Source organism: Paracoccus sp. TOH, from assembly GCF_030388245.1.
GTDB classification, from domain to species: domain Bacteria; phylum Pseudomonadota; class Alphaproteobacteria; order Rhodobacterales; family Rhodobacteraceae; genus Paracoccus; species Paracoccus simplex.
The window spans coordinates 1050418-1076663 of the sequence record NZ_CP098360.1 but is presented as its reverse complement, the minus strand read 5'-3'; the positions used below and the strand labels follow the sequence as shown (position 1 = coordinate 1076663).

The following is a 26246-nucleotide window of genomic DNA, read 5'->3' as shown; positions in this document are numbered from 1 at the left end:
GGCGGGGCCCCTAGCGGCCCCGCCGCAAAAGCAGCAAGGCGTTGACCGCGATCAGAAACAGCCCGGCATTCTCGAACCAGAAGTTGAAGGCCAGGTTCGCGAAATCCAGGCTGAGGAGCCTGTCGACATGATGAAAGCCCACCGCGCGCACCAGCACGAAGCCGCAGAGCACGGCCAGCCCCAGCAGGGCCAGGCCGTTGCGGCGCATGTGCCCGCGCAGGGCCTTCGTCGCCCAAAGCAGCGCGATCACCACGCCCAGCACCAGCCCGGCGATGAAGGCCAGCTGCACCAGCCAGCGGTTGTCGTACCAGCCCTGCGCCCGGGCCATGCAGCGCCCGGTGGCGGTCAGCGCCGTCTGCAGGTCAAGCTGCTTGTTCAGCGCCAGGAACGCCATCAGCGCGGCGATCGCCAGCCACAGCCCGCGCGCCGCGCCGGCCGGCCGGCGGCGCAGCACCTTCACCGCCAGGAACAGGCACAGAAGATACGAGAGCACCGTCAGCCAGCCGGTGATCTCGGGATCGCCCATCTGCGGCGTCCAGTCGCGCGCGATACAGGCGCGCAGGGCGGCGAAACTCGAAAACCCGAAATACATCTACAAGACCTGCATAGCCATGGCGCCAGGCGCCGCTCGGGTCTCGGTTAACGGGCGCACGCGCCCCAAGTCAATTCTGCGAGGATCAAGACATGGACAAGTTCACCACCCTGACCGGCATCGCGGCACCCATGCCGCTGGTCAATATCGACACCGACATGATCATCCCGAAACAGTTCCTGAAGACGATCCACCGCTCGGGTCTGGGCAAGAACCTGTTCGACGAGATGCGCTTTGACGCCGAAGGCAACGAGAATCCGGATTTCGTGCTGAACCAGCCGGCCTGGCGCGACGCGCAGATCATCGTCGCCGGCGACAATTTCGGCTGCGGTTCGTCGCGCGAACACGCGCCCTGGGCGCTTCTGGACTTCGGCATCCGCTGCGTGATCTCGACCAGCTTCGCCGACATCTTCTACAACAACTGCTTCAAGAACGGCATCCTGCCCATCGTCATGCCGGCCGAGGTGGTGCAGGTGCTGATGGAGGATGCGAAGAAGGGCGCCAATGCCCGCATGACCGTGGACCTGGAAAACCTGACCGTGACCACCTCGGACGGGCAGAGCTTCCCCTTCGAGCTGGACCCGTTCCGCCGCCACTGCCTGCTGAACGGGCTGGACGATATCGGCCTGACCATGGAGAAGGCCGGCGCCATCGACACGTTCGAGACCCAGATGGCCCAGAGCCGCCCTTGGGTATAAGGGCGCTGGCCGGGGCGGCGCTGATCGCCGCCCTTGGCGTTCACGCACAGGCGGACCCCTTGCGGATCGCCACCTACAGCCCCGACCTGTCGCGCGACGGGCCGGGGCTTCTGTTGCGCGACCTCGGCCGCCGGGATGCGCAGGTCGCGGCGGTGACCCGGGTCATCGCCGAGACCCGGCCCGACATCCTGCTGCTGACGGATTTCGACTGGGATTTCGACGGCGAGGCGCTGGACGCCTTTGCCGCGCTGCTGGCGCAGGCGGGGCTGGACTATCCGCACCGTTTCGCGGCGCGGCCGAATTCCGGCATGGCGACCGGGCTGGACCTGAACGCCGACGGTCGGCTGGGCACGGCCGACGATGCGCAGGGTTTCGGTGCGTTCACCGGACAGGGCGGCATGGCGATCCTGTCGCGCCATCCCATCGGGCCGGTGACCGATTACACGGAATTTCTGTGGCGCGACCTGCCCGGCAATCTGATGCCGCCGCTGCCCGAGGCGGTGGCGGCGATCCGCCGCCTGTCCTCGACCGCGCATTGGGACGCGGTGATCACGGTGGCGGACCGGCCGCTGCACCTGCTTGCCATGTCCGCGACGCCGCCGGTCTTCGACGGGCCCGAGGATCTGAACGGCCGCCGCAACCATGACGAGCTGGCCTTCTGGCTGCACCACCTGCCCGAAGCGCCCTTCGTGCTGGCCGGGAACCTGAACCTCGACCCCGAGGACAGCGAGGGGCGACCGCAGGCGCTGGCCCGGCTCATGGCGCAGGTCGCCGACCCCCTGCCCCGCAGCCCCGGCGGCGCGGCGGCGAAGGGCGGGGTGAATGACGGCCACAAGGGCGATCCGGGGCTGGATAGTGGCGACTGGCCGGACGACAGGCCGCCGGGCAATCTGCGCGTCGATTACGTCCTGCCCTCCCGGGGCCTGAAGCTGCTGGGCGCGGGCGTGGTCTGGCCCGCCGAGGGTCCGCTGGCCCAAGCCGCGCTGACGGCATCCGCGCACCGGCTGGTCTGGGTCGACCTGGACTGGCCGCCGGGCCCGTGATCACGGGCCGCGACCGGGACGCCCCCTCCCCTGCCCCCGGCATCTTCTGCGTTGGCCAAATACCCATGCGATAGCGCCGCGCCGCGATTCCGCTTGCCGGACATGCCGCATCGCGGCTAGCATATGGCCGTATCGGTGCCCCTTCGGGGGCCAAAAGGGAATGCGGTGCGGTCCTGGACATCCGGGGCCAAATCCGCAGCCGCCCCCGCGACTGTGAGCGGAGAGCGGACGTCCATCATGCCACTGGCCATCCGGCCGGGAAGGCGGGCGTCGGCCTTGACCCGCAAGCCAGGAGACCTGCCGATGCATGGAACCGCAACGTCGTCGGGTTGGACGACCAAAGGAAAGGGTCAAGGATGACCGCAAGATCCGCAACCGCCGCCGCCGGCGCCAGCCGCGCCTCGGTGCTGTTTCCCGCCATCGCCACCTTCGCCATCGGCTTCGGGCTGATCTTCATGGCCGGGCTGGTGCAGGCCGAGACCCTGCATGACGCCGCCCATGACGTGCGTCACGCCACCGGCTTCCCCTGCCACTGACATGTTCTCGCGCATCCTGACCAGCGGATTGATCGCTGGCGCTGCAACGGGGCTGATTGCCGCCCTGTTGCAGCTTTGGTTCGTGCAGCCGGTGCTGCTGCATGCCGAGCTTTACGAATCCGGGCAGCTGGCGCATTTCGGCGCCGAACCCGTCAGCGCGCACCAGGATCTCGGCGCCTTCGAATGGACCCGCAACGGGCTCTCGGTGCTGTTCACCATGCTGGTCTATGCCGGTTACGGGCTGATGCTGGTGGCGCTGATGGCGGTTTCCGAATCGCAGGGCAATGCGGTCACCGCGCGGCAGGGCCTGCTCTGGGGCCTTGCCGGCTACCTGACCATGCAGCTCGCCCCCGCCTTCGGCCTTGCGCCCGAGGTGCCGGGCGTCGCCGCCGCCGAGGTGCAGCTTCGCGCCATCTGGTGGCTGGGCACCGCCATCGCCACCGGGCTGGCGCTGTGGCTGGTCGCCTTTGGCAAGGGCTGGGCAGCCTGGGCTGTCGCCGTGGTGCTGATCCTGGCCCCGCATCTGATCGGCGCGCCGCAGCCCGGCAGCTATGCCGGCCCGGTCCCGCCCGAGCTTTCGGCCGAGTTCGCCGGCCGGGCGCTGGGGGCCGGGGCCATGGCCTGGGCGCTGCTCGGCCTGCTGGCCGGCTGGTTCTGGCAGCGCGAGGGTCAGCGGGCGGCTGTTCCGCAGCCCGCCTGATCCGGTCGGAAAATTCCTCCGGCCGGGCACAGACCGTGCCCGGCCCTTCCATGAACCGGGGGCCAGACATGGATCGTTCGATCCCGATGCTGCTGATCGGCCTGATCTTCGGCGGCGGGCTGGGTTTCGTCGTCGCCGCGGCCAACGGCATTACCCTGGACGGCCACGACCATGGCGCAAGCGGCCATGGCGCGGCGGCCGCCGGGGCCAAGACGCATGACCACGGCGCCCCGATCGACCTGCCCGCCGGCAGCGCCACCGCCTCGGCCCGGCTGGAACCCGACAGCGTCTCGGGCTGGAACCTGTTCCTGCAGCTGCAGGGCTTCTGCTTCGCCCCCGACCATGCCGGCCTGACCCACCGGACGGGCGAGGGGCACGCGCATCTTTACCTGAACGGCACCAAGATCGCCCGGCTCTACGGCCCGGCCCGGCATCTCGACGCGCTGGAGCCCGGCGACCGGCTGCGGGTCGAGTTGAACGCCAACAACCACCGGCCGCTGACCGTCTCTGGCCGGCCGCTCGCCGTCGAGCTGACCGTGCCCGACCGCCCGGTCGCCATCCGCGCCGGGGCCGAGGGCCTGCCCGACAGCGCCATCTGCGCGGTACCGTGATGGAGTTCGGCGCCGAGGACCGTGCCGCCCTGGACCGCATCCTGCGCTGGCGCCGCGACGTGCGGCATTTCCGCAAGGATCCGATTCCCGAGCCGCTGCTGGACGCGCTGCGCGCGGCGATGGAACTGGCGCCCTCGGTCGGCAATTCCCGGCCATGGCGGGTGATCCGGGTCGAAAGCCCCGGCCTGCGCGCCGCGATCCGCGCCGATTTCCTGCGCTGCAATGCCGAGGCCGCCACCCGCTACCAGGGCCCGCAGCGGCAGGAATATGACGCGCTGAAGCTGGCGGGGCTGGACCGCGCCCCGGTCTGGCTGGCGGTCCTGACCGAGATCGACCCGGCCGAAGGCCACCATCTGGGCCGCGCCACCATGGCCCGGACGCTGCAGCAATCCACCGCCATGGCGATCCATACGCTGTGGCTGGCGGCGCGGGCGCGCAACCTCGGCCTCGGCATGGTCTCGATCCTCGATCCGGCGCGGATCACCGCCTTGCTGCAGGTGCCGGAAAGCTGGGAGTTCAGCGCGCTGCTCTGTCTGGGCTGGCCGGATTTCACCGACGACACCCCGCTGCTGCACCGCTCGGGCTGGCAGGAAAACACCGCGGCGGACTGGCAACGCCGCTAGCCCCGCCGCATCGGGCGGGGCTGCCCCCGGTTCAGGGCTGCCCTCGGTTCAGGGCTGCGAGGTGGCCGGACCCATGGGCTGGCCGTTGACGGTGACGGGGCCGCCGCCCTCGGGCATCTGGATGTCCCAGACATTCTCGCCGCTGGCGCCGGGCTTGGCCATGGCGCGGGCCATGCGCAGCATCATCAGCGGCTGGCCGGCCTCGTCCGGCGGGGCGGCGGCCAGCGCCGCCTCGACCTTGTCGAGCCCGGTCGCCGAGATCAGCGCCGAGCCGGAGGGCACCGCACCCGGACCGGCCGCGACATCGGCGCGATAGTCGATCCGATAGCCATCGCCCTTGATCTGCGAGGGCGCGAGTGTCAGCGCCGCCTTGCCCTGCGGCAGCAGCGCCGCCTGCACCTGCTTGGGATCCAGCTTGGCAAAGGGATCCTCGGCCGCCAGGTCGACCGCCTCGATCAGCATCTTCGCCGGCGCCGCCAGGTCGAATTCCGAGGCGGTGAAGTCCAGCGTCACCTCTTGCGGCAGGATCGGCGCCACCCAGGAGGGCAGCACGCCCTCGGGCACGCTGAGGCCCGCCAGCGCCACCTGCTCCTGCAAGCGGCCGTCGGCGGTGACCCCGGACATGCCGACCATCAGCCTGGCCGAGGCCAGTCCGAACTCGCCCAGCGGCGTGCCGACCCTGAGATCGCGCAGCGCCGCATCCATCGACAGCTCGTCCCACAGCGGCATGGCCGCGCTGACCCGGTCGCGCAGCGCCTCCTGCGAGCCCTTGATCAGCTCTTCCGAGGGATGGGCGACGAACCAGGCCAGCAGGGACAGCTCGCCCTCGGTGCGGGCGCCGGTGATCTGGCCGCTGCCGTCATAGCCCGGGGCGGTGACCCGGATCTGCACCGGCTCACCGCCCGGAATCATCACGAAGTCCTGCGTCTGCTCCAGCCCTTCGGCGGTGAAGCGCATGGCCTGATCGACGCCGCCGGCCTTGCCCGCCGCGCCGCTCAGGGACATCTCCATCCGCGCGGTGCGCTGGTGATCGCGCGACACGACCTGCGGCTCCTCGGGCATCGGTTCGGGCGCGGCGCCAGCCTCGGGCGCGGGCGGCGGCAGCGGCGGCGCATATTGCACCGAATCGATGACATAATCCGTCATCACCGCCTGCTGCTCGCGGAAGCTCATCAGCGATTCATCCCAGATGCCGGTCGATTCGATCCTGGTCGAGCCCTTCTGCTCGAAGGTCTTCGGCACCACCACCGACCAGCTCAGCACCTGGTCCTCGCTGACGCCCCAGCTGCCGTCGCCATTGTCGGTCAGCCGGTAGGTCAGGGCCGAGATGCTGATCTGCGCCTGCTCGGCGGGAACCTGCGCCAGAAGCGGCGCCGGGTCGATCTTCAGCTCATAGCTTTCCCCCTGCGGGGTGACGCTGACCACCCCCGCGGTGCCGCCGAAATAGGTCTGGAAAACGCCGCGCAGCCGTGCCGCCCCTTCCTCGGTGGCGGGCACCGCCCAGGCCGCCGAGACCGGGCAGATGGCCAGCAGCGCAACAAAGCCTTGTCTCAAAAACATGTCTGAATATTCCTTCGCACTCACTCGTGATCTTCTTGCAGAAAACTCCGCGACGCACAGATGACAGCAGGCGGGTCTAGAATTCCACCCCCGGCTGCGCCTTGATGCCGTCGCGGAACGGGTGCTTGACCTGCTCCATCTCGGTCACCAGATCGGCCGCCGCGATCAGGTCCGGTTTCGCATTGCGGCCGGTCAGCACCACATGCGTCAGCGGCGGCTTTTCGTCGCGCAGGAAGACCAGCACCTCCTCGAGGTCAAGGTAGTCATAGCGCAGCGCGATGTTGATCTCGTCCAGCAAGACCATGCGGATGGACGGATCGCGGATCAGCGCCTTGGCCTTGTCCCAGCCGGCGCGGGCGGCGGCGATGTCGCGCGCCTTGTCCTGCGTCTCCCAGGTGAAGCCCTCGCCCATGGCGTGGAACTGGCACAGATCGGCGAAATGCCCGGTCAGCAGCCGCCGCTCGCCGGTGTCCCAGCCGCCCTTGATGAACTGCACCACCGCGCAGGGCATGCCATGGGCGATGCAGCGCAGGATCATCCCGAAGCCCGAGGAGGACTTGCCCTTGCCCTTGCCGGTATGGACGATGACCAGCCCCTTCTCGCCCTGCTTGTCCTGCATCATCCGGTCGCGGGCGGCCTTGATCTTCGCCATCTTCTCGGCATGGCGGGCATTGTCGTCGGTCTGCATCGGGCACTCCTTCGCTTGACAAGTCGGGACCGGGCGCGCACAGACAGGGGGCGCTGGTTCCTGTCCTATGACAGGCGAAGAGGGAATGCGACAGGCAACCGCCTGAAAGCAGCCGCCCCCGCGACCGTGACCGGAGAGGTCGCCCCGAGGCCACTGGCGAAAGCCGGGAAGGCGGGGCGGCCGTGGGCCAAGGCCCGAATCCGCAAGCCGGGAGACCTGCCAGCGCAGAAGGATCGACCGGCGGACGGGGTGTTCCCGCTGGGGCTTGGGGCATTCCGTGCCCCTGCGCCCTGCCGCCACAACGGATGAAGGGTGCATGACCGTCACGTTGCATGTTTGCGTCACCTGCCGCGCCGGCCAGCCGGTGCCCGAGGGCGAGCCGGTGCCCGGCGCGCGGCTACATGACGCGCTGACCGCCGAAAGCGCGCCCGACGGCGTGCGCATCGTCCCGGTCGAATGCCTTTCGGCCTGCGCCAGCGGCGCGGCCATCGCGCTCTCGGCGCCGGGCCGCTGGACCTATGTCTATGGCCGCATGTCGGCCGAGGACGCGTCCGAGATCCTGGCCGGCGCCGCCGCCTATGCCGACGCCCCGGACGGCATCGTGCCCTGGCGCGAGCGCGTCACCATTTTCCGCAAGCGCAGCCTCGCGCGCATTCCCCCGATCGGATAACAGATGAGCGACCTGACCAAGACCCCCGTGACCGTCATCACCGGCTTTCTCGGCGCCGGCAAGACCACGCTGATCCGCCACCTGATGCTGAACCCGCAAGGCAAGCGGCTGGCGGTGCTGGTCAATGAATTCGGCACCATGGGCGTCGATGGCGAGATCCTGAAATCCTGCGCCGACGCGAACTGCCCGGCCGAGAACATCATGGAACTGTCGAACGGCTGCATCTGCTGCACCGTCGCCGACGATTTCATCCCGACGCTGGAACGGCTGATGGCGATGCCGGTGAAACCCGACCATATCCTGATCGAGACCTCGGGCCTGGCGCTGCCGAAACCGCTGTTGAAAGCCTTCGACTGGCCGGCGATCCGCTCGCGGATCACCGTGGACGGCGTGATCGCGCTGGCCGATGCCGAGGCGGTGGCCGCCGGCCGCTTTGCCCCCGACGAGGCCGCCGTTCAGGCCCAGCGCGAGGCCGACGACAGCCTCGACCACGAAACGCCCCTGTCCGAGGTATTCGAGGATCAGATCGCCTGTGCCGATATCGTGCTGCTTTCCAAGGCCGATCTGGCCGGCGATGCGGGCCTTGCCGCCGCCCGCGCGGTCATCGAGGCCGAGGCCCCGCGCAAGCTGCCGATCCTGCCCTTGACCGATGGCGTGATCGACCCGCGCGTGATCCTTGGGCTGGGTGCCGCAGCCGAGGACGATCTGGCCGCCCGACCCAGCCATCACGACGGCGCGGACGATCACGAACATGACGATTTCGATTCCGTGGTGATCGAGCTGGCCGAAATCGCCGACCCCGCTGACCTTGCCGCCCGCATCGAGCGGCTGGCCCGCGAACAGAACATCCTGCGGGTCAAGGGCCATGTCGCCGTCGCCGGCAAGCCCATGCGCCTATTGGTGCAGGCGGTGGGCGAACGCGTGCGCCACCAATACGACCGGCCCTGGGGCGCATCGCCCCGCGCCTCGCGCCTTGTGGTGATCGCCGAGCATGACGACATCGACGAGGCCGCGATCCGGGCGGTTCTGGCGGCCTGACGATGCACGTCGTCTTTCGCGAAAGCCGTGGGCTTGAGGAAACCGAGGTCCCGACCGACCCCGGCCAAAGCCCCGCCGATATGGTCGTGCTGTCCTATTCCGACAGCGACCTCGGCGCTTTCGCGGCGGGCTGGCACCGGGCTGCCGGCGGCCTGCCGTCTCTGCGGCTCTGCAATCTCTCGGCGCTGCGGCATCCGGTCTCGGTCGATCAGTATTGCGAGGCGACGCTTTCGGGCGCCAAGGCGGTGCTGGTGCGTCTGATCGGCGGCGAACCCTATTGGCCCTATGGCGTCGCCAGCCTTCAGGACCATGCCCGCAGGCATGGCATCGCGCTGGCCTTTCTGCCTGCCGATGGCCGGCCGGACGCCACACTGGACCGCTTTTCCACGCTGCCGGCGCCACTGCTGCACCGGCTGGCGGCGCTGTGCGACCAGGGCGGCGCGGTCGCGGCGCAGATGGCGCTGGCGGAACTGGCGGGCGCGGCCGGGCTTGCAGCAGCACCGGTCACCGGCCAGCCTGCGATCCCGCAATGGGGGTTCTATGCCCCCGATGCCGGTGTGATCACAAAACCGGCGGCCGGCGCGAGCCCGGTTCTGGTCAGCTTTTACCGCAGCTATCTGACCTCGGCCGATCTGGGCCCGGTGGATGCGACGATCCGGGCGCTGCGGGATGCGGGCTTTGACGCGACCGGGGTTTTCGCTCCCTCGCTCAAGGTTGCGGGCTTTGCGGACTGGCTTGCCCCGCATCTGCCGGGCATGGCGGCCATTCTGAACATGACCGCCTTTTCCGCCCGCGATGATGCCGGCGCGACGCCCTTCGACGGCGCCGATTGCCCGGTGTTCCAGGTGGCGCTGTCCACCGCGCCGCGCGCCCTTTGGGCGGCCGAGGAGCGCGGCCTTTCCGCCGCCGACCTGGCCATGCATGTCGTGCTGCCCGAGGTGGATGGCCGCATCTTCCTGGGCGCGATCAGCTTCAAGGAACCGCAACAGCGCGACCCGGCGCTGCAATTCGCCCGTGCGATCCACGCCCCCGACATGGGCCGCATCGCGGCGGCGGTGGCACGGATCAAGGCATGGCTCGGCCTGCCGGCACCGCGCCGCGCGGTGGTGCTGTCGACCTATCCCGGCAAGACGCATCAACTGGCCCATGCGGTGGGGCTGGACGCGCTGGCATCCTGCGGCGCGATCCTCGGGCTTGCGCATGACGACCTCGGCCACCGGCTCATGGCCGAGCGCATCCACTGGCCGCTCGCGGCCTATCGCAAGGCGCTGGCCCGCCTGCCCCAAAGCCTGCAGGACGACCTGCAGGCGGCATGGGGCGAGCCGCCGGCCGAAGGCTTCGGTTTCGCCGCCATCCGCCACGGCGCCGACCTGATCGCCCTGCAGCCCGAACGCGGCGAGGTGAAGACCCGCGCCGACGATTACCACGACCTGACCCGCACGCCGCGCCACGACTATGTCGCCTTCTACCTCTGGCTGCGGACGCAAGCGGATGCCCTGATCCACATGGGCGCGCATGGCACGCTGGAATGGCTGCCCGGCAAATCCGTGGCGCTGTCGGAGACCTGCTGGCCCGAGGCGCTGCTGGCCGACCTGCCGGTGATCTACCCCTTCATCGTCAACGACCCGGGCGAGGCCGCGCAGGCCAAGCGCCGCCTCTCCGCCGTGACGCTGGGCCACCTGCCGCCGCCGCTGGTCGATTCCGCCATCCCCGGGAATCTGGCGCATCTGGAACGGCTGCTCGACGAATATTCCACCGCCGACGGGCTCGACCCGCGCCGCCGCGACCGGCTGATCGGCGCCATCCGCGACGAGGCCCGCGCCGCCGGGGTCGAGGCCGACCTGGGCCTGCCTCCGGGCGCCGCGGCCTCCGAGGCGATCCCGCTGATCGACCGCTTCCTCTGCGACTTGAAGGACAGCCGCTTCGGCGACGGGCTGCATGTCTATGGCACCGCCGCCGGCGAAACCGCAGGGCTGGCCCGCGCGCTGGCCGGCCGTCGGGTGGCGCCCGGCCCCTCCGGTTCGCCGGCGCGGGGGCGGCAGGACGTGCTGCCGACCGGTCGCAACCTGTTTGCCGTCGATCCGCGCGCCGTGCCCTCGCGCAACGCCCATGCGCAGGGGGTGAAGCTGGCCGAGGAGCTGCTGCGCCGCCACCTGCAGGACCATGGCGACTGGCCGAAAGGCCTGGTCGTGGACCTGTGGGGCAGCGCCACCATGCGCACGGCCGGCGAGGAATTCGCCATGGCCCTGCATCTGGCCGGCCTTGCCCCACGCTGGGACGGCGCCTCGGGCCGAGTCGCGGGCATCGAGATCCTGCCGCTGGCCGAGCTTGGCCGGCCGCGCATCGACGTGACGCTGCGGGTCTCGGGCCTGTTCCGCGACATCTTCCCCGGCCTTGCGCAGCTCTTCGAGACCGGGGCCGAGGCGCTCTCAGCCCGCGACGAAACCCCGGGGGACAATCCCTACCGCAGCCGCGCCCCCCGCGTCTTCGGCCCGAAACCGGGGCTCTACGGCCTCGGCCTGGCCGACCTGGCCGAAACCTTCACCGATCAGGCCCGGCAGGCGGCGGGTGAAGCCTGGCTCGCCGCCTCCTCCCATGCCATCGCCGCCGACGGCCGGATCACCCATCAGCCGCAGGCGATCCGCGACCGGCTGGCGCGGGCCGATGCCTTCGTCCACGCCCAGGACCTGCCGGAATCCGATCTGCTGCTGGCCGGCGACTATGCCGCGCATGAAGCGGGCTTCGCCGCCGCCATGGCCCGCATCGGCGCCCCCGCCCCCGCGCTCTACCACCTCGACGCCACCCGCCCCGGCCAGCCCCGCGCCCGCAGCCTGGCCGAGGAGATCGCCCGCGTCATCCGCGCCCGCGCCGCCAACCCGGCGTGGGCCGACGGCATGATGCGGCACGGCTTCCGCGGCGCGGCCGAGATCGCGGCGACGCTCGACCACATGGCCGCCTTCGCCAATCTGGCCGGGGTGGTGCCCGGGCACCTCTTCGACCTCTATCACGACGCGACGCTGGGCCGGCCCGAGGTCGTGGCCTTTCTGCAGCGCGAAAACCCCGCCGCGCTGGCCGCCATGCGCGCGCTCTTCGCGCAGCTGCTCGCCTCGGGCCTCTGGACCACGCGGCGCAATTCGGTGCTGGCGGAGACATCGCGATGACCTTCGAGATCAGGGGCTGGTGCCCCGGCGCATTGCGGCCGATGGCGTCCGGCGACGGGCTGGTCCTGCGCATCCGCACCCGCAACGGCCGGCTGGAGCCCGGGCAGGCGCAGGCCATCGCCGACCTGTCCTGGAGCCTGGGCAACGGCATGATGGACCTGACCAGCCGCGCCAACCTGCAATTGCGCGGCCTCGACGCCCGGGGACATGGCAAGGCGACCGCCGCGCTCGCCCGCCTCGGCCTGCTCGACGACAGCCCCGAGGCCGAGGCGCGGCGCAACGTGATCCTGTCACCCTTCGCGCCCCAGGACGGCACGGCCTGGCAAGCGGCCGAGGCCATCGCCCGGGCGATGACCGCGCCCGACGCGCCGCAGGTGCCCGGCAAGTTCGGCTTCGCCGTCGATGCCGACCCGCCGGTGCTGGCCGGGACGCCCGCGGACATCCGCCTGCGCCCCCAGGCCGAGGGCTGGCTGATCCTGCCCGATGGCGGCGACTGGGCGCTGACGGCCCGGGACGCCGCCCAGGCCGCCGGCCGCGCCGTGGAACTGGCGCGCTGGTTCACGCAGGGCGGCGTCCGGGACGGCCGCGGCCGGATGCGCGACCACCTGCGCCGCAGCCCCGCCGCGCCCCCCGGCGCGATTCCGCTCCCGCCTTCTCTGTTGTCCAAATACCCATGCGACCGCGCCGCCGGGCCCGCCAGCGCCGATCCGGCCGGACCCGGCCCGGCGCCGAACGGCTGGCTGCTGGGCTTCGCCTTCGGCCAGATCACCGCCCGGCAACTGACCGAGGCCGCCGCCCTTGGCCCCCTGCGCCTCACCCCGTGGCGGGCGCTGCTGATCGAAAGCGCCAGCCGCCCGCAGATCGGCGGCGCCATCCTCGACCCCAGCGACCCGCTCCTGCGCGTCCATGCCTGCACCGGCGCCCCCGGCTGCCCGCAGGCTTTGGCCGATGTCCGGGCGCTGGCACGCCGGCTGGCGCCGCACCTCGCCCCCGGCCGAAGCCTGCATGTCAGCGGCTGCGCCAAGGGCTGCGCGCATCAGGGCGCGGCCTCGGCGACGCTGGTCGCGACCGGCCCCGACCGCTTCGACCTGATCCGGGACGGCCGGCCCGGCGATTCCGTCGGGCTGGCCGGGCTCGCGCCGGACCGCATCCCACCCCTTCTCCGATAGCCGCCCCAGGAAACCCCGATGCTGCACCGATACGAAACCGACGGCGCCCGGATCTACGCGCAGTCCTTCGCCACCATCCGCGCCGAGGCCGACCTGGCCCGCTTCACCGCCCAGGAAGAGCCGGTGGTGGTGCGCATGATCCACGCCGCCGGGCTGGTGGGGCTGGAACGCGACGTGATCTTCTCGGCCGGCATGGCCATCGCGGCGCGTCAGGCGCTGGAAGACGGCGCGCCGATCCTCTGCGATGCGCGCATGGTCAGCGAGGGCATCACCCGCTCCCGCCTGCCCGCCGCGAACCGGGTCATCTGCACGCTGAACGACCCGCGCGTGCCGGATCTGGCGGCGCAGATGGGCAACACCCGCAGCGCCGCGGCGCTGGAGCTGTGGCGCGACGACCTCGCCGGCAGCGTGGTCGCCATCGGCAATGCGCCGACAGCGCTGTTCCACCTGCTGAACATGCTGCAGGATCCCGCCTGTCCGCGCCCCGCCGCGATCATCGGCTGTCCGGTGGGCTTCGTCGGCGCGGCGGAATCCAAGGCGGCGCTGATCGACGCCCCGCCCGTCCCGGCGCTGGTGGTGCGCGGCCGGCTGGGCGGCTCGGCCATCACCGTCGCCGCCGTCAACGCGCTGGCCAGCCGGAAGGAATGACCATGGGCCCCCAAACCGGAAAGATCATCTGCGCCGGCCTTGGTCCCGGCGATCCCGACCTGATCTCGGTCCGCGCCGAACGCGCCATCCGCAATGCGCGGCAGATCGCCTATTTCCGCAAGAAGGGCCGCGCCGGCCAGGCCCGCCGCATCGTCGCCGATCTGCTGGCCCCGGACGCGGTCGAACACGCGATGGAATATCCGGTCACCACCGAGATCCCCTTCGACAGCCCGGAATACAACCGGCTGCTCTCGGCCTTCTACGACGATTGGACCGCGCGGCTGGCGCGGCTGGCCACCGACAGCAACGTGGTGGTGCTGTGCGAGGGCGACCCGCTGTTCTACGGCTCGTTCATGCATCTGCACGCCCGGCTGCAAGGCATCGTCCCGGTCGAGATCATCCCCGGCATTCCCGGCATGACCGGCTGCTGGAACGCCATCGGCCAGCCGATGACCTGGGGCGACGACGCCATGACGGTGCTGATGGGCACCCTGCCCGAGGCCGAGCTGGCCCGCCACATGCGCACCGCCGATGCGGTGGTGGTGATGAAGACCGGCCGCAACCTGCCGAAGATCGCCCGCGCGCTGGCCTCGGCCGGGCGCATGGCCGACGCTTGGCTGGTCGAGCGCGGCACCATGCCCAACCAGCGCGTGACCCCCTTGGCGCAGGCCGATCTGGCGGCCTGCCCCTATTTCGCCACCGTGCTGGTGCATGGCAACGGCCGCCGGCCGCGGTCCGATGCTGCCGCGGATGCCGCCGAATGACGGGCTGGGTCGCGGTGGCGGGCCTTGGCCCGGGCGCGGAGGCGCTGGTCACCCCCGAGGTGCAGGCGGCGCTGGCCGAGGCGACCGACGTGGTGGGCTACATCCCCTATGTCGCCCGCGTCGCCCCGCGCGCGGGGCTGGTGCTGCACCCATCGGACAACCGGGTCGAGCTGGAGCGCGCCCGCCTCGCGCTGGATCTGGCGGCGCGGGGGCGGCGGGTGGTGGTGGTCTCCTCGGGCGATCCGGGGGTCTTCGCCATGGCCTCGGCGCTGTTCGAGGCGCTGGAGGGGCGCGGCGAGACGCCCGAGATCCGCATCCTGCCCGGCATCACCGCCATGCTGGCCGCCGCCGCCCGGATCGGCGCGCCGCTGGGCCACGACTTCTGCGCCATCAACCTGTCGGACAACCTGAAGCCCTGGGCGCTGATCGAAAAGCGCCTGCGCCTGGCGGCCGAGGCGGATTTCGCCATGGCCTTCTACAACCCGCGCTCGAAATCCCGGCCCGAGGGTTTCGCCCGCGCGCTGCAGATCCTGCGCGAATGCTGTGGGCCGGAGCGGCCGATCTGTTTCGCCCGCGCCGTCTCGACCCCCGACGAGGCGATCCGCACCGTCACCCTGGCCGAAGCCCGGCCCGAGATGGCCGATATGCGCAGCGTCGTCATCCTGGGCAACAGCGCCACCCGCCGGGTCGGGCCCTGGGTCTATACGCCGCGATCCGCGCCATGAAGCCAGGCCATCACCTCGGCCGGCGTGGCGACGACGCGGCGCAGCGGCAGCACCGGCCGGTCGATCATCACCACCGGCAGGGCCAGTTCGCGCGCCGCGGCCAGCTTGGCCTCGGCGGCATGGCCGCCGGCATTCTTGGCCACGACATGGGCGATGGCGTGGCGGCGCATCAGCGCCATGTCGCCCGCGACGGTGAACGGCCCGCGCGAGACGATCAGCGTCGCGTCGCGCAGCGGATGCGCCGCCACCTCGGCAAAACGCAGCATCCAGACGTGGTTCAGCCCGGTGAAGGGCTGCAGGTTCTGCCGCCCGATGGCCAGAAACACCGCCGAGCCGTCGCCGGGCAACGAGCGGGCGGCAGCCTCGTAATCGGCGACATGCACCCAGCGGTCGCCGGGCCGCGCGATCCATGGCGGCCGCTCCAGCGCGATCAGCGGCGTGCCGGTGCCGGCGCAGGCGGCGATGGCGTTGCGGCTCATGCCCCCGGCAAAGGGGTGGGTGGCATCGACGACATGGCTGATGCGCTTGGCCCGCAGGTAATCGGCCAGCCCTTCGGGCCCGCCGAAGCCGCCGATGCGGGTGGGCAGCGGCTGCGCCAGCGGGTTGGCGGTGCGGCCGGCATAGGAATAGACCGCGTCCAGCCCGGCCTCGGCCAGCGCGCGGGCCATGGCCCCCGCCTCGGTGGTGCCGCCCAGCAGAAGGATGCGCGTCATGCCTGATCCCTGGCTTTCCATCATCGGTCTGGGCGAAGATGGCCTCGCCGGCCTGCCGCCTGCAAGCCGCGATGCGCTGGATCGGGCGGAAATCGTCTTCGGCGCGCCGCGGCATCTGGCGCTGGCCGGCATCGCGGGGCCGCGGGGCCGGGAATGGCCGGTGCCCTTCAGCCTGGACCCGCTGCCGGCCCTGCGCGGGCAGCACGTCGCGGCGCTGGTCTCGGGCGATCCGTTCTGGCACGGCGCCGGCGGCAGCATCGCCGCGCGGCTTGCCCCCGGCGAATGGCGGGCCTTTCCGGCGCCCGGCACGTTTTCGCTGGCCGCCGCAAGGCTGGGCTGGCGGCTGGAGGAGGTGGCCTGCCTCGGCCTGCACGCCGCGCCCTTCGCCCGGCTGCGCCCGGTGATGGCGCGGGGCGCGCGGGCAATCTGCCTGCTGCGCGACGGCGCCGCCCCGGCCGCCCTGGCGCAATGGCTGGCAGCGCAGGGGCTGGGCGCGACGCGCATGGTGGTGCTCGAGGCGCTTGGCGGCCCGCGCGAACGCATCCGCGAGACGCGGGCGGACGACGACTTCGCGCTGGACTGCGCGGCCCCGGTCGCGGTGGCGCTGGACGGGGCGAAGCTGCCGCCGGGCGCCGGCCTGCCGCGCGGCTTCGGCCTGCCCGACGACAGCTTCGCCCATGACGGCCAGATCACCCGCCGCGCCGTCCGGGCGATGACGCTGGCGGCGCTGGGGCCGCGCGCGGGCGAGATGCTTTGGGACATCGGCGGCGGCTCGGGTTCGGTCGGCGTCGAATGGTGCCTGAACGGCGGCCGGGCGGTGACGCTGGAGCCCCGCGCCGACCGCATCGCCAATATCGCCGCCAATATCGACGCTTTCGGGCTGGCGGGTTGGATGCGCGCCGTTCACGGCGCTGCCCCCGGGGCGCTGGCCGATCTGCCACCCCCCGACGCCATCTTCATCGGCGGCGGCGCAAGCGCCGCCGTGATCGACGCCCTGCCCCCGGCCCGGCTGGTGGCCAACGCGGTGACGCTGGAGACCGAGGCGCTGCTGGTCGCCCTTCACGCCGCGCGCGGCGGCAGCCTGACCCGCATCGCGCTGGAAGAGGCCGCGCCGCTTGGCCGGATGCGCGGCTGGACCCCGGCGCGCAGCGTCACGCAATGGAGCTGGCCATGAGGGTGGCGGGCATCGGCTTTCGCCGGGCGGCAAGCCTTGCCTCGCTGGCCGACGCGCTGGCCCGCGCCGGGGCGGCCGAAGCGCTGGCGACCAGCCCGGCCAAGGCGCAGGCGCCGGTGATCCGGGCGCTGGCGGCGCGGACCGGCCTGCCGCTGCTGGCCGTCGAGATCGCCGGCATCGCCACCCCCACCCGATCGCCGCGCATCCTGACGCGCCACGGCACCGGCTCGCTGGCCGAGGCCGCCGCCCTGGCGGCGCTTGGCCCCGGGGCGCGCATCGTCGCGCCGCGCGTCATCTCGCAAGACGGCATGGCCACCGCCGCCATCGCAGAAGGAGACCCCGCATGACCGTCCATTTCATCGGCGCCGGCCCCGGCGCGGCCGACCTGATCACCCTGCGCGGCCGCGACCTGATCGCCGCCTCGCCGGTCTGCCTCTATGCCGGCTCGCTGGTGCCTCAGGCGCTGCTGTCGCATTGCCCGCCCGGCGCGCGGATCGTGAACACCGCGCCCCTGGATCTCGACCAGATCATCGCCGAGATCGCCGCCGCGCATCGGGCGGGCCAGGACGTGGCGCGGCTGCATTCGGGCGACCTGTCGGTCTGGTCGGCCATGGCCGAGCAATTGCGGCGGCTGCGCGAGCTCGGCATCCCCTATGACGTGACGCCGGGCGTGCCGTCCTTTGCGGCGGCGGCGGCGGCGCTGGGGGCGGAACTGACCCTGCCGGGCGTCGCGCAATCGGTGGTGCTGACCCGCACCTCGGGCCGCGCCTCCGCGATGCCCGAGGGCGAAACCCTGGCGAATTTCGCCGCCACCGGCGCCACGCTGGCCATCCACCTGTCGGTGCATGTGTTGGACCGGGTGCAGGCGGAACTGATCCCGCATTACGGCGCCGATTGCCCGGTCGCGGTGGTGTTCCGGGCCAGCTGGCCCGACCAGCGCATCATCCGCGCCACGCTGGGCGGGCTGGACCCCGGCATCGGCGAAGGCGAGCGCACGGCGCTGATCCTGGTCGGCCGGGCGCTGGCGGCCCAAGGCTTCGAGGAAAGCCGCCTCTATGCCGGCGATTACGACCGCCGCTTCCGCCCGGTCGGCACCGAGCCCCGGTTCCCGGAATGAAGGGGCTGATCGTCAGCGCCCCGGCCTCGGGGTCCGGCAAGACCACGGTCACGCTGGGGCTGATCGCGGCCCTGCGGGCGCGCGGGCTGGTGGTGCAGCCGTTCAAGAGCGGGCCGGACTATATCGACCCCGCCTTTCACCGCGCCGCGGCCGGGCGCGAATCGTTCAACCTTGACAGCTGGGCCATGGGCCGGGCGCAGATCGCGCATCTGATCGGCGCGGCGGGCGGCGCGGATATCGCGCTGGCCGAGGGCTCGATGGGGCTTTTCGACGGCGTGGCGCGGGCGGGCGGCTGCGGCAACGGCGCCAGCGCCGACATCGCCGCGCTGACCGGCTGGCCGGTGCTGCTGGTCATGGATTGCAAGGGGCAGGCGCAATCCGCCGCCGCCGTGGCACTGGGCTTCCGCGAGATGCGGCGCGACGTGCCTCTGGCCGGCGTGGTGCTGAACCGCGTCGCCTCGGCCCGACACGAGGCGCTGATGCGGCAGGCTTTCGACCAGCTTGCCATCCCGGTGCTGGGCGTGCTGCCGCGCGAGGCCGGGATCGAGTTGCCCGAGCGGCATCTGGGCCTGGTGCAGGCGCAGGAACATGCCGCGCTTGGGGCGCTGCTGACGGCGGCGGGCGCGACGGCGGCGCGGCATCTGGACTTGGATGCCATCGTCGCCGCGGCGGCGGGGGGGATCGCGGCGGAACCCTTCCGCCCGCTGCCGCCGCCGGCGGACCGCATCGCGCTGGCGCAGGACGACGCCTTTTCCTTCGTCTATCCGCATCTGCTTGCCGGCTGGCGGGCGGCGGGGGCAACGATCCTGCCCTTCTCGCCGCTGGCCGATCAGGCGCCGGACGACAGCGCCGGGGCCTGCTGGCTGCCCGGCGGCTATCCCGAACTGCACGCAGGCCGGCTGGCCGCGGCCGACCGCTTCCGCGACGGGCTGCGGCGCTTTGCCGAAACCCGGCCGGTGCATGGCGAATGCGGCGGCTACATGGCGATGGGCGCCGGGCTGGTCGATGCCCGGGGCACCCGCCACGAAATGGCCGGGCTTCTGGGGCTGGAGACCAGCTACGCCCAGCGGCGGATGCATCTGGGCTATCGCCGCGCCGAACCGCTGGCCGGGCTTTATCGCCAGCCGCTGGCCGGGCACGAGTTCCATTACGCCACCATCCTGGCCCAGCCCGACGAGCCGCTGGCCCGCGTCGCCGACGCCAATGGCGATGCGGTGCCCGAAACCGGCTCGCGCCGCGGTCCGGCCACCGGCAGCTTCTTCCACCTGATCGGAGCCGCGCCATGATCGCGCTTGCGCTGATCGGCATCGGCACCGGCAGTCCCGGCCACCTGACGCGCGAGGCCGTCGCCGCCATGGCGGATGCCGACCTGATCCTGATCCCCTCGAAGGGCGAGGACAAGGCCGACCTGGCCGATCTGCGCCGGGCGCTTTGTCAGCAGGTGCTGGCCAGCCCGCCGCCGCTGGCGGTCTTCGACATGCCGGCGCGCGACGTCTCGGACGGCTATCGCCACGGGGTCGAGGCCTGGCACGACGCCATCGCCGCAAGATGGGAACAGGTGATCCGCGCCCATGGCGCCATCCGCCCGGCGCTGCTGGTCTGGGGCGATCCATCGCTTTACGACAGCACGCTGCGCATCGCGGAACGGGTGGCACGCCGCCTGCCGCTGAGCCTGCGGGTGATCCCCGGCATCACCGCGATCCAGGCGCTTTGCGCCGCCCATGCCATGCCGCTGAACGCGGTGGCGGCGCCGGTGCTGATCACCACCGGCCGCCAGATCCGCGACCATGGCTGGCCCGAGGCCGTGGACCGGCTGGTGGTCATGCTGGACGGGGAATGCTCGTTCCAGAACCTCGATGCGCAGGAGGGACTGCATATCTGGTGGGGCGCATTCCTGGGCATGCCGCAGCAGATCCTGATCCGGGGCCCGCTGCCCGCGGTCGCCGGCCGCATCCTGGACACCCGCGCCCGCGCCCGCGCCGAGCATGGCTGGATCATGGACATCTATCTGCTGGACCGATGCCGGTCACGCTGACCCTGCCGCCGGGCCGGGCGGCCGATGCGCTGGCCGAGGCGTTGCGCGCGCTTGGCCCGCACATCGCCCTGCGCCGCGCCGCCCTGCGGGCGCGGGACGCGCGGCCGCTGCTGATGGCGCTGCAGGCGCCGGGGCGCGGCGCCTATCTGTTCCACGGCCTGCGCCCCGAGGATGTCTCGGACATCGCGGCGACGATCCGCGCCTATCTGGCGGCGCCGAACGGCTGGATCGGCGATGCCCGGCCCTGCGGCCGGCTGCGCTTCTGCCTGAAGCTGCGCATCCCGGCGGGCTGAAAAAGCCGCCGTCCATGCCGCGTGGAGGGAGGAGACGCGGCATGAACGGCGGTCACTGCCTTGCAGGCCCCGTGCGGCGCGGGGCTGACGGGGGATGCGGCCCCGTCGGCTTCAGCTTGCGCCCGCTGCCCGGCAGGGCGCAAGAGCCGCGTGCCCATCGGACGGCCCCGGGGGGATTCTGCCCAAATCCTGGCCAGACCGGCCCGGCGTCGGCGCCAAAAAGCGCAAGCCGGGAAACGGTCGAGCTGGCCGGAAAAATCCCGCCAACACGGGGGTTTCACGAAAACGGCATCGGCCGGTGCGTTGGCAGATTGGGCGGGCTGTGCAACTCTGTGCGGGCGCGAATCCCGATTGCAGCTCCATGCCACATCAAAGGAATGACGACATGCGCTTGATTCTTGCCGCCGCCGCCCTTGCCACGGTCCCGCTGGCTTCGCTTGCACAGGAAGATCCGATCCATCAGGCCATCGAGGCCCGCCATGGCTTCTACCAGATGCTGGCGATCAACATGGGCACGCTTTCCGGCATGGCCAAGGGCGAAATCGCCTATGACGAGGCTGCGGCCAGTCGCGCCGCCGCCAATATCGAGGCGCTGACCCATTACGACCTGTCCAGCCTGTTCATCGAGGGCAGCAGCTCGGCCGATGCCAAGGACAGCGCCGCCAAGCCCGCCATCTGGACCGATCTCGAAGCGTTCCGCGCCAAGTTCGCCGGGTTGCAGGAGGCCGCGACCGGTGCCGCCGATGCGGTCAAGGGCGGGGCCGAGAATGTCGCGCCGGTGGTCCAGAAGCTGGGTGGGGCCTGCAAGGCCTGTCATGACAATTACCGCGAGAAAAGCTGATGACCGGGCGCGGCCCGGTGCAGGAGGTCCGGCTGTGGGATCCGCTGCTGCGCGGGTTCCACTGGCTGCTGGCCTTCTTCGTGATTCTCGGTTGGTGTCTTGGCCAGTTCGGGCCGGCCAAGATGACCCTGCATTTCTGGTGCGGCTATGTCGTGGCCGGGCTGCTGGTCTTCCGGCTGGTCTGGGGCCTGGTCGGGCCGGCCCCGGCGCGGTTCTCGCATTTCCTCCGCGGGCCGGGCGCCGTCGCCGGCTACGTGCGCGGCCTGTTCCTGCGCGAACCCAGCTACTGGCCGGGCCACAATCCGCTGGGGGCGCTGGCGGTCATCGCCCTGCTGGCGCTGCTGGCGGCGCAGGTCAGCAGCGGCCTGATCTCGGATCCCGACGACTATATCAATGTCGGCCCGCTGGCCTCGTATGTCAGCAGCGCCACGCGGACCAGGGCGGTGGGCTGGCACGAACTGGGCGCCTCGCTGATCCTGGTGCTGGCGCTGCTGCATGTCGCGGTGATCCTGTTCTATCGCTTCTGGAAGCGCGAGGATCTGGTGCGGCCGATGATCACCGGCCGCAAACAGGTGCGTGAGGACTAGGCGGCGGAATTGATCGAATCGTCCCCGCATGTCAGGCTGGGACATGCCGGGCCTGCACCCTGGCCTGTCCGGCATGCCTGAACCGCAGGAAGGAGCCGATGATGATCAGCAAGACCGTCGCGCTGGCGCTGGCGCTTTCGATGGCCGCAGTCCCCGCGCTTGCGGACTGCCCCGGCCACAAGAAGATGTCCAACGACCAGACCGCGACCACCATGCCGGTCGAACGCCCGGCCACGCCGCCAAGCACCAACAGCTAGCGCAAAGGGCGGGATGCGACCCGCCCTTTTTCAGTTGAAGCGATTGTCGCGCGGAAAGCCGCGCGGCGCCATGTAGCCCGCCCCTGCCCGCTTGCCCAGCCATTCGGTCAGGTCGGGTTCGCTGCGCGTCCGGCCGCCGGATTCCTGCCAGCGCAGCCCCTCGGCCAGGGTGACGCAGATCGCATCCGACAGCCCGCCATCCTTGTATTTCTGCAGCCGCACGCCCTTGCCGCGCGCCATTTCCGGCAGTTCCGACAACGGGAAGACCAGCAGCTTGCGGTTCTGCCCGACCACGGCGACATGATCGCCGGTCACGCGGCGGCACAGCGCCGCCTCGCCGTTCAGCACCTGCTTGCCGGCGCGGGTCTGCGCCAGGATGTCGGCGCCGGCGACGATGAACCCGTCCCCGGCCTTCGAGGCGACCAGATACCGCTCGCCCTCGCGCCAGGGGAAAAGGTCGATCACCGCGGCATCGTTCGGCAGGTCGATCATCAGCCGCAACGGCTCGCCCATGCCGCGGCCGCCGGGCAGGTTGTTCGCCGGCAGGGTATAGAAGCGGCCGTTGGCGGCATAGACCATCAGCTTGTCGGTGGTCTCGGCATGGATGGCCATGAACGGGCCGTCGCCGTCCTTGAACTTGACCTCGGCATCCAGCGGCTGGTGGCCCTTCATGGCGCGGATCCAGCCCATTTTCGACAGGATCACCGTGATCGGCTCGCGCTCGATCATCGCATCCATGTCGATCTCGGCCACCTCGCCGGCCTCGCCGATCTCGGTGCGGCGCAGGCCGCCGGGGGCGGATTTGCCGAACCGGGCCCGGGTCTCGCGCAGCTCATCGGCGATCTTCGCCCATTGCGCGCCCTCGTCGGCCAGCATGGCCATCAGCTCGACGCGCTCGGCGGTCAGCTTCTCGTGCTCGGCGCGCAGTTCGATTTCCTCGAGCTTGCGCAGCGCGCGCAGGCGCATGTTCAGGATCGCTTCGACCTGCACCTCGGTCAGGCCGAACTCGGCGATCATCACCGCCTTGGGATCGTCCTCGTGGCGGATGATCTCGATCACCCGGTCGAGGTTCAGGAAGGCGATCATGTAGCCTTCCAGCACCTCGAGCCGCGCCGCGATCTTGTCGAGCCGGTGGTTCGAGCGCCGCACCAGCACCTCGCGCCGGTGGTCGAGAAAGGCGCGCAGCACCTCTTTCAGAGAGCAGACCTTGGGCACGCGGCCGTCGATCAGCACGTTCATGTTCAGGCCGAATCGCACCTCCAGATCCGAAACCCGGAACAGCGCCGCCATCAACTGCTCGGCATCGACGGCGCGGGTGCGCGGCTCCAGCACGATGCGGATGTCCTCGGCCGATTCGTCGCGCACATCGGCCAGGATCGGCACCTTCTTCAATTGGATGACCTCGGCCAGCCGCTCGATCAGTTTGGATTTCTGCACCTGGTAGGGGATCTCGGTGACGACGACCTGCCACTGGCCGCGGCCCAGATCCTCGACCGACCAGCGCGCCCGCAGCCGCAGGCTGCCGCGGCCGGTCCGGTAGGCCTCGGCGATGGTCTCGCGCGATTCGACCAGCACGCCGCCGGTCGGGAAGTCCGGCCCCGGCATGATGCTGACCAGCGTGTCGTCGCGGGCATCCGGCGCCTTGATCAGATGCAGGCAGGCGTCGATGACCTCGTGCAGGTTGTGCGGCGGCACGTTGGTCGCCATGCCGACCGCGATGCCGCTCGCGCCGTTGCACAAAAGGTTCGGGAAGGCCGCCGGCAGCACGATGGGCTCTTCCAGCGTGCCGTCATAGTTCGGGCGGAAATCGACGGCGTCCTCGGCCAGCCCCTCCATCAGCGCCTCGGCGGCGGCGGTCAGGCGGGCCTCGGTATAGCGGCTGGCGGCGGGGTTGTCGCCGTCGATATTGCCGAAATTGCCCTGCCCGTCGACCAGCGGGTAGCGCATGGCGAAGGGCTGCGCCAGCCGCGCCATCGCGTAATAGATCGCCGCGTCGCCATGCGGGTGATAGTTGCCCATCACGTCGCCGCTGATCTTCGCCGATTTGCGGAACGCGCCGCTGGGCGACAGCCGCAGCTCGCGCATGGCGAACAGGATGCGGCGATGCACCGGCTTCAGCCCGTCGCGCGCATCCGGCAGCGCCCGGTTCATGATCGTCGACAGCGCATAGGTCAGGTAGCGCTCGCCGATGGCGCGCGACAGCGGCTCGGAGCTGGTCTGATCCGCATGGGGATCGGGAATGTTCGGGTCGTCGGACATGGCCGATTGAATAGGCCCGCGCGCCGCGCCGGTCCAGCCGGAAATGCGCGGCTTGCGCAAGGCCCGGCCATGGCGCAGAACCGCCCGGCAAGGAGGCGCGCATGAAGACCGTTCTGATCACCGGCTGTTCCTCGGGCATCGGGCTGGACGCGGCACGGCACATGCGCGGGCGCGGCTGGCGCGTCATCGCCACCTGCCGCAAGCCCGAGGATATCGAGGCCCGCCGCGCCGAAGGCTTCGACACCCTGCCGCTGGAACTGGGCTGCGACGACAGCGTCGCCCGCTGCGCCGAAGCCGCGCTGGCGCTGGGGCGCATCGACGCGCTGGTCAACAACGCCGCCTTCGCCATCCCCGGCGCCGCCGAGGATCTGCCGCGCGGCGCATTGCGGGCGATCTTCGAGGCGAACCTGTTCGGTACCCATGATCTGACCCGCCGGCTGATCCCGCATTTCCGCGCCCATGGCGGGCGGGTGGTGAACATCAGCTCGGTCCTGGGCCTGATCGGCATCCCCTGGCGCGGCGCCTATGTGGCGACGAAATTCGCGCTGGAGGGGCTGACCGACGTGCTGCGCGTCGAGATGGCCGATACCGGGGTGAAATTCATCCTGATCGAGCCCGGCCCGATCGGCACCCGGATCCGCCAGAACTCCATCCCGCATTTCGAGACCTGGATCGACTGGCGGGCCAGCCCGCGCGCCGAGCAATACCGCCGCACGCTGCTCGGACGCCTCTACGAACCGGCGGCCAAGAAGGACCGCTTCGAGCTGCCGCCGGCGGCCGTCAGCGCCCGCATCGCCCAGGCGCTGGAAAGCCCGCGCCCGCGGCCGCGCTATTACGTCACCACGCCGACCCATGTCTCGGGCATCGGGCGGCGGCTTCTTTCCACGCGCGCTCTGGACTGGTTCGCGCGCCGCAGCTAGGCTCTGCGCCGAAAGGGTCCGTCCATGCATGACAAACCGCTGTTCTACCTGCTCGCGATCTGCTGCCTTGCGGTGGTGGTGATCCTGGCCACCGGCATCGGCGGCTTCGCGCGCGGCGGCGAATTCAACCGCAAGCACGGCAACCGCATGATGCGCTGGCGCATCATCGCCCAGGCGATCGCCATCGCGGTCTTCCTGCTGTATCTCTGGGTCAGGAGCAACTGATGGTCGTTCTGAACAAGATCTACACCCGCACCGGCGACAAGGGCGAAACCGCGCTGTCGAATGGCGAGCGTGTGCCCAAGCACGCCCTGCGGGTCGAGGCTTACGGCACGGTGGACGAGCTCAACGCCACGCTGGGCCTTGCCCGCCTGCATGCCGCGGACCAGATCGCGGCGCGCATCGCGGTGATCCAGAACGACCTGTTCGACCTTGGCGCCGATCTGTCGCGCCCGCGCATGGAGGAGGACGCCGAGGCGCCCTATCCGGTGCTGCGCATCATCGACGCCCAGGTCGAGCGGCTGGAATCGGAAATCGACGCGATGAATGCCGGGCTTTCGGCGCTGCGCAGCTTCATCCTGCCGGGTGGCTCGGCGCTGTCGGCGCATCTGCACCTGTCGCGCACCGTGGCGCGGCGGGCCGAGCGCGCCGCCGTGGCGCTGGCGGCGGCCGAGGATGCGAATCCCGCCGCGGTGAAATATCTCAACCGCCTGTCGGACTGGCTGTTCGTGGCGGGGCGCGTCGCCAATGAAAACGGCGCGCAGGACATCCTGTGGGTGCCAGGAGCCAGCCGTTAGCGACAACATGGCGGAATGGAAACGTTA

At 71.1% G+C, this 26246-nt stretch carries 30 protein-coding genes and 2 riboswitches; of the genes, 25 read left to right on the top strand and 5 right to left on the bottom strand.

Annotated elements, in window-relative coordinates; genetic code table 11:
- Positions 1-10: 10 nt before the first annotated feature.
- Positions 11-592: a hypothetical protein gene (locus tag NBE95_RS05310; RefSeq protein ID WP_289892890.1), complete on the bottom strand. Its 582-nt coding sequence runs from the start codon at positions 590-592 to the stop codon at positions 11-13.
- A 92-nt stretch (positions 593-684) separates the two neighbouring features.
- Here NBE95_RS05310 and leuD point away from each other — a divergent pair, with 92 nt between their 5' ends.
- The 6 genes from leuD (at position 685) to bluB (ending at position 4803) form a co-directional block, all read left to right on the top strand.
- Positions 685-1290, top strand: a complete 606-nt coding sequence (leuD, locus tag NBE95_RS05305) for a 3-isopropylmalate dehydratase small subunit (RefSeq protein WP_019351763.1) — start codon at positions 685-687, stop codon at positions 1288-1290.
- The gene (locus NBE95_RS05300; protein WP_289894812.1) at positions 1281-2333 is read left to right on the top strand and encodes an endonuclease/exonuclease/phosphatase family protein; all 1053 of its coding nucleotides are present in this window, start codon (positions 1281-1283) and stop codon (positions 2331-2333) included. Before leuD ends, NBE95_RS05300 begins: the two co-directional genes overlap by 10 nt.
- Positions 2334-2449: 116 nt before the next feature.
- Positions 2450-2653, top strand: a riboswitch (cobalamin riboswitch).
- Between the two features lie 36 nt (positions 2654-2689).
- The gene (locus NBE95_RS05295; protein ID WP_289894811.1) at positions 2690-2869 is read left to right on the top strand and encodes a CbtB domain-containing protein; all 180 of its coding nucleotides are present in this window, start codon (positions 2690-2692) and stop codon (positions 2867-2869) included.
- A 1-nt stretch (position 2870) separates the two neighbouring features.
- Positions 2871-3569 carry a CbtA family protein gene (locus NBE95_RS05290; RefSeq protein ID WP_289894810.1) on the top strand — a complete coding sequence of 233 codons (699 nt, stop codon included), beginning with the start codon at positions 2871-2873 and terminating at the stop codon, positions 3567-3569.
- A 68-nt stretch (positions 3570-3637) separates the two neighbouring features.
- Entirely contained in the window at positions 3638-4180 is a 543-nt protein-coding gene (locus NBE95_RS05285) for a hypothetical protein (RefSeq protein ID WP_289894809.1), read from the top strand.
- A complete protein-coding gene (bluB, locus tag NBE95_RS05280; RefSeq protein ID WP_289894837.1) occupies positions 4180-4803 on the top strand; it encodes a 5,6-dimethylbenzimidazole synthase in 624 nt (207 codons plus the stop codon). The genes NBE95_RS05285 and bluB overlap by 1 nt, the downstream gene beginning before the upstream one ends.
- A gap of 48 nt (positions 4804-4851) precedes the next feature.
- Here the strand turns inward: bluB and NBE95_RS05275 are convergent, their stop codons facing one another.
- The gene (locus tag NBE95_RS05275) at positions 4852-6363 is read right to left on the bottom strand and encodes a hypothetical protein (protein WP_289894808.1); all 1512 of its coding nucleotides are present in this window, start codon (positions 6361-6363) and stop codon (positions 4852-4854) included.
- Positions 6364-6439: 76 nt separating this feature from the next.
- Entirely contained in the window at positions 6440-7051 is a 612-nt protein-coding gene (gene cobO / locus NBE95_RS05270) for a cob(I)yrinic acid a,c-diamide adenosyltransferase (RefSeq protein ID WP_289894807.1), read from the bottom strand.
- Between the two features lie 37 nt (positions 7052-7088).
- Positions 7089-7290: riboswitch (cobalamin riboswitch) on the top strand.
- Positions 7291-7367: 77 nt separating this feature from the next.
- Here cobO and NBE95_RS05265 point away from each other — a divergent pair.
- Genes NBE95_RS05265 through cobJ form a run of 7 tightly spaced genes read left to right on the top strand, consistent with a single transcriptional unit; the run spans position 7368 to position 15226 of the window.
- Entirely contained in the window at positions 7368-7721 is a 354-nt protein-coding gene (locus tag NBE95_RS05265) for a DUF1636 domain-containing protein (RefSeq protein WP_289894806.1), read from the top strand.
- Positions 7722-7724: 3 nt separating this feature from the next.
- On the top strand, positions 7725-8759 hold the full coding sequence (cobW, locus tag NBE95_RS05260) for a cobalamin biosynthesis protein CobW (protein WP_289894805.1): 1035 nt from the start codon (positions 7725-7727) through the stop codon (positions 8757-8759).
- 2 nt (positions 8760-8761) lie between these two features.
- Positions 8762-11920, top strand: a complete 3159-nt coding sequence (gene cobN / locus NBE95_RS05255) for a cobaltochelatase subunit CobN (protein WP_289894804.1) — start codon at positions 8762-8764, stop codon at positions 11918-11920.
- Positions 11917-13089, top strand: coding sequence for a precorrin-3B synthase (locus NBE95_RS05250; protein WP_289894803.1), 1173 nt, complete (start codon positions 11917-11919; stop codon positions 13087-13089). The genes cobN and NBE95_RS05250 overlap by 4 nt, the downstream gene beginning before the upstream one ends.
- Positions 13090-13107: 18 nt before the next feature.
- Positions 13108-13737, top strand: a complete 630-nt coding sequence (locus NBE95_RS05245; protein WP_289894802.1) for a precorrin-8X methylmutase — start codon at positions 13108-13110, stop codon at positions 13735-13737.
- 2 nt (positions 13738-13739) lie between these two features.
- Positions 13740-14501, top strand: coding sequence for a precorrin-2 C(20)-methyltransferase (locus tag NBE95_RS05240; protein WP_289894801.1), 762 nt, complete (start codon positions 13740-13742; stop codon positions 14499-14501).
- Complete coding sequence (gene cobJ, locus NBE95_RS05235) at positions 14498-15226, top strand: precorrin-3B C(17)-methyltransferase (protein WP_289894800.1); 729 nt, start codon at positions 14498-14500, stop codon at positions 15224-15226. The genes NBE95_RS05240 and cobJ overlap by 4 nt, the downstream gene beginning before the upstream one ends.
- On the opposite strand, the gene NBE95_RS05230 is transcribed toward cobJ, so the two are convergent.
- Positions 15202-15939 (bottom strand): cobalt-precorrin-6A reductase, encoded by a 738-nt coding sequence (locus tag NBE95_RS05230; protein WP_289894799.1) that lies wholly within the window; start codon positions 15937-15939, stop codon positions 15202-15204. The genes cobJ and NBE95_RS05230 overlap by 25 nt on opposite strands.
- Here NBE95_RS05230 and cbiE point away from each other — a divergent pair.
- The 9 genes from cbiE (at position 15938) to NBE95_RS05185 (ending at position 22243) form a co-directional block, all read left to right on the top strand.
- Positions 15938-17113, top strand: a complete 1176-nt coding sequence (gene cbiE, locus NBE95_RS05225) for a precorrin-6y C5,15-methyltransferase (decarboxylating) subunit CbiE (protein WP_289894798.1) — start codon at positions 15938-15940, stop codon at positions 17111-17113. The genes NBE95_RS05230 and cbiE overlap by 2 nt on opposite strands.
- Positions 17110-17460: a cobalamin biosynthesis protein gene (locus tag NBE95_RS05220; RefSeq protein WP_289894797.1), complete on the top strand. Its 351-nt coding sequence runs from the start codon at positions 17110-17112 to the stop codon at positions 17458-17460. The genes cbiE and NBE95_RS05220 overlap by 4 nt, the downstream gene beginning before the upstream one ends.
- Positions 17457-18230: a precorrin-4 C(11)-methyltransferase gene (gene cobM, locus NBE95_RS05215; RefSeq protein ID WP_289894796.1), complete on the top strand. Its 774-nt coding sequence runs from the start codon at positions 17457-17459 to the stop codon at positions 18228-18230. The genes NBE95_RS05220 and cobM overlap by 4 nt, the downstream gene beginning before the upstream one ends.
- Positions 18227-19516, top strand: coding sequence for a cobyrinate a,c-diamide synthase (locus NBE95_RS05210; protein ID WP_289894795.1), 1290 nt, complete (start codon positions 18227-18229; stop codon positions 19514-19516). The genes cobM and NBE95_RS05210 overlap by 4 nt, the downstream gene beginning before the upstream one ends.
- The gene (gene cobF, locus NBE95_RS05205; RefSeq protein WP_289894794.1) at positions 19513-20265 is read left to right on the top strand and encodes a precorrin-6A synthase (deacetylating); all 753 of its coding nucleotides are present in this window, start codon (positions 19513-19515) and stop codon (positions 20263-20265) included. The genes NBE95_RS05210 and cobF overlap by 4 nt, the downstream gene beginning before the upstream one ends.
- A complete protein-coding gene (locus NBE95_RS05200; RefSeq protein WP_289894793.1) occupies positions 20250-20558 on the top strand; it encodes a hypothetical protein in 309 nt (102 codons plus the stop codon). Before cobF ends, NBE95_RS05200 begins: the two co-directional genes overlap by 16 nt.
- 385 nt (positions 20559-20943) lie before the next feature.
- Positions 20944-21399, top strand: coding sequence for a cytochrome c (locus tag NBE95_RS05195; RefSeq protein WP_289894792.1), 456 nt, complete (start codon positions 20944-20946; stop codon positions 21397-21399).
- Positions 21399-21986 carry a cytochrome b/b6 domain-containing protein gene (locus NBE95_RS05190; RefSeq protein WP_289894791.1) on the top strand — a complete coding sequence of 196 codons (588 nt, stop codon included), beginning with the start codon at positions 21399-21401 and terminating at the stop codon, positions 21984-21986. The genes NBE95_RS05195 and NBE95_RS05190 overlap by 1 nt, the downstream gene beginning before the upstream one ends.
- A gap of 101 nt (positions 21987-22087) precedes the next feature.
- A complete protein-coding gene (locus tag NBE95_RS05185; RefSeq protein ID WP_289894790.1) occupies positions 22088-22243 on the top strand; it encodes a hypothetical protein in 156 nt (51 codons plus the stop codon).
- A 30-nt stretch (positions 22244-22273) separates the two neighbouring features.
- Here NBE95_RS05185 and parC read toward each other — a convergent pair whose 3' ends face one another.
- Positions 22274-24502, bottom strand: a complete 2229-nt coding sequence (parC, locus tag NBE95_RS05180) for a DNA topoisomerase IV subunit A (RefSeq protein ID WP_289894789.1) — start codon at positions 24500-24502, stop codon at positions 22274-22276.
- 101 nt (positions 24503-24603) lie between these two features.
- Here parC and NBE95_RS05175 point away from each other — a divergent pair, with 101 nt between their 5' ends.
- Genes NBE95_RS05175 through NBE95_RS05165 form a run of 3 tightly spaced genes read left to right on the top strand, consistent with a single transcriptional unit; the run spans position 24604 to position 26219 of the window.
- Complete coding sequence (locus NBE95_RS05175) at positions 24604-25422, top strand: SDR family NAD(P)-dependent oxidoreductase (protein ID WP_289894788.1); 819 nt, start codon at positions 24604-24606, stop codon at positions 25420-25422.
- A gap of 24 nt (positions 25423-25446) precedes the next feature.
- Complete coding sequence (locus NBE95_RS05170) at positions 25447-25647, top strand: twin transmembrane helix small protein (RefSeq protein ID WP_019351547.1); 201 nt, start codon at positions 25447-25449, stop codon at positions 25645-25647.
- A complete protein-coding gene (locus NBE95_RS05165; RefSeq protein ID WP_289894787.1) occupies positions 25647-26219 on the top strand; it encodes a cob(I)yrinic acid a,c-diamide adenosyltransferase in 573 nt (190 codons plus the stop codon). The genes NBE95_RS05170 and NBE95_RS05165 overlap by 1 nt, the downstream gene beginning before the upstream one ends.
- Positions 26220-26246: the final 27 nt, after the last annotated feature.

Excerpts from the sequence above, each read along its gene's own strand:
- NBE95_RS05310 (WP_289892890.1), bottom strand. The coding sequence starts at position 592 with ATGTATTTCGGGTTTTCGAGTTTCGCCGCCCTGCGCGCCTGTATCGCG.
- leuD (WP_019351763.1), top strand. The coding sequence starts at position 685 with ATGGACAAGTTCACCACCCTGACCGGCATCGCGGCACCCATGCCGCTG.
- NBE95_RS05295 (WP_289894811.1), top strand. The coding sequence starts at position 2,690 with ATGACCGCAAGATCCGCAACCGCCGCCGCCGGCGCCAGCCGCGCCTCG.
- NBE95_RS05290 (WP_289894810.1), top strand. The coding sequence starts at position 2,871 with ATGTTCTCGCGCATCCTGACCAGCGGATTGATCGCTGGCGCTGCAACG.
- NBE95_RS05285 (WP_289894809.1), top strand. The coding sequence starts at position 3,638 with ATGGATCGTTCGATCCCGATGCTGCTGATCGGCCTGATCTTCGGCGGC.
- bluB (WP_289894837.1), top strand. The coding sequence starts at position 4,180 with ATGGAGTTCGGCGCCGAGGACCGTGCCGCCCTGGACCGCATCCTGCGC.
- NBE95_RS05275 (WP_289894808.1), bottom strand. The coding sequence starts at position 6,363 with ATGTTTTTGAGACAAGGCTTTGTTGCGCTGCTGGCCATCTGCCCGGTC.
- cobO (WP_289894807.1), bottom strand. The coding sequence starts at position 7,051 with ATGCAGACCGACGACAATGCCCGCCATGCCGAGAAGATGGCGAAGATC.
- NBE95_RS05265 (WP_289894806.1), top strand. The coding sequence starts at position 7,368 with ATGACCGTCACGTTGCATGTTTGCGTCACCTGCCGCGCCGGCCAGCCG.
- cobW (WP_289894805.1), top strand. The coding sequence starts at position 7,725 with ATGAGCGACCTGACCAAGACCCCCGTGACCGTCATCACCGGCTTTCTC.
- cobN (WP_289894804.1), top strand. The coding sequence starts at position 8,762 with ATGCACGTCGTCTTTCGCGAAAGCCGTGGGCTTGAGGAAACCGAGGTC.
- NBE95_RS05250 (WP_289894803.1), top strand. The coding sequence starts at position 11,917 with ATGACCTTCGAGATCAGGGGCTGGTGCCCCGGCGCATTGCGGCCGATG.
- NBE95_RS05245 (WP_289894802.1), top strand. The coding sequence starts at position 13,108 with ATGCTGCACCGATACGAAACCGACGGCGCCCGGATCTACGCGCAGTCC.
- NBE95_RS05240 (WP_289894801.1), top strand. The coding sequence starts at position 13,740 with ATGGGCCCCCAAACCGGAAAGATCATCTGCGCCGGCCTTGGTCCCGGC.
- cobJ (WP_289894800.1), top strand. The coding sequence starts at position 14,498 with ATGACGGGCTGGGTCGCGGTGGCGGGCCTTGGCCCGGGCGCGGAGGCG.
- cbiE (WP_289894798.1), top strand. The coding sequence starts at position 15,938 with ATGCCTGATCCCTGGCTTTCCATCATCGGTCTGGGCGAAGATGGCCTC.
- NBE95_RS05230 (WP_289894799.1), bottom strand. The coding sequence starts at position 15,939 with ATGACGCGCATCCTTCTGCTGGGCGGCACCACCGAGGCGGGGGCCATG.
- NBE95_RS05220 (WP_289894797.1), top strand. The coding sequence starts at position 17,110 with ATGAGGGTGGCGGGCATCGGCTTTCGCCGGGCGGCAAGCCTTGCCTCG.
- cobM (WP_289894796.1), top strand. The coding sequence starts at position 17,457 with ATGACCGTCCATTTCATCGGCGCCGGCCCCGGCGCGGCCGACCTGATC.
- NBE95_RS05210 (WP_289894795.1), top strand. The coding sequence starts at position 18,227 with ATGAAGGGGCTGATCGTCAGCGCCCCGGCCTCGGGGTCCGGCAAGACC.
- cobF (WP_289894794.1), top strand. The coding sequence starts at position 19,513 with ATGATCGCGCTTGCGCTGATCGGCATCGGCACCGGCAGTCCCGGCCAC.
- NBE95_RS05200 (WP_289894793.1), top strand. The coding sequence starts at position 20,250 with ATGCCGGTCACGCTGACCCTGCCGCCGGGCCGGGCGGCCGATGCGCTG.
- NBE95_RS05195 (WP_289894792.1), top strand. The coding sequence starts at position 20,944 with ATGCGCTTGATTCTTGCCGCCGCCGCCCTTGCCACGGTCCCGCTGGCT.
- NBE95_RS05190 (WP_289894791.1), top strand. The coding sequence starts at position 21,399 with ATGACCGGGCGCGGCCCGGTGCAGGAGGTCCGGCTGTGGGATCCGCTG.
- NBE95_RS05185 (WP_289894790.1), top strand. The coding sequence starts at position 22,088 with ATGATCAGCAAGACCGTCGCGCTGGCGCTGGCGCTTTCGATGGCCGCA.
- parC (WP_289894789.1), bottom strand. The coding sequence starts at position 24,502 with ATGTCCGACGACCCGAACATTCCCGATCCCCATGCGGATCAGACCAGC.
- NBE95_RS05175 (WP_289894788.1), top strand. The coding sequence starts at position 24,604 with ATGAAGACCGTTCTGATCACCGGCTGTTCCTCGGGCATCGGGCTGGAC.
- NBE95_RS05170 (WP_019351547.1), top strand. The coding sequence starts at position 25,447 with ATGCATGACAAACCGCTGTTCTACCTGCTCGCGATCTGCTGCCTTGCG.
- NBE95_RS05165 (WP_289894787.1), top strand. The coding sequence starts at position 25,647 with ATGGTCGTTCTGAACAAGATCTACACCCGCACCGGCGACAAGGGCGAA.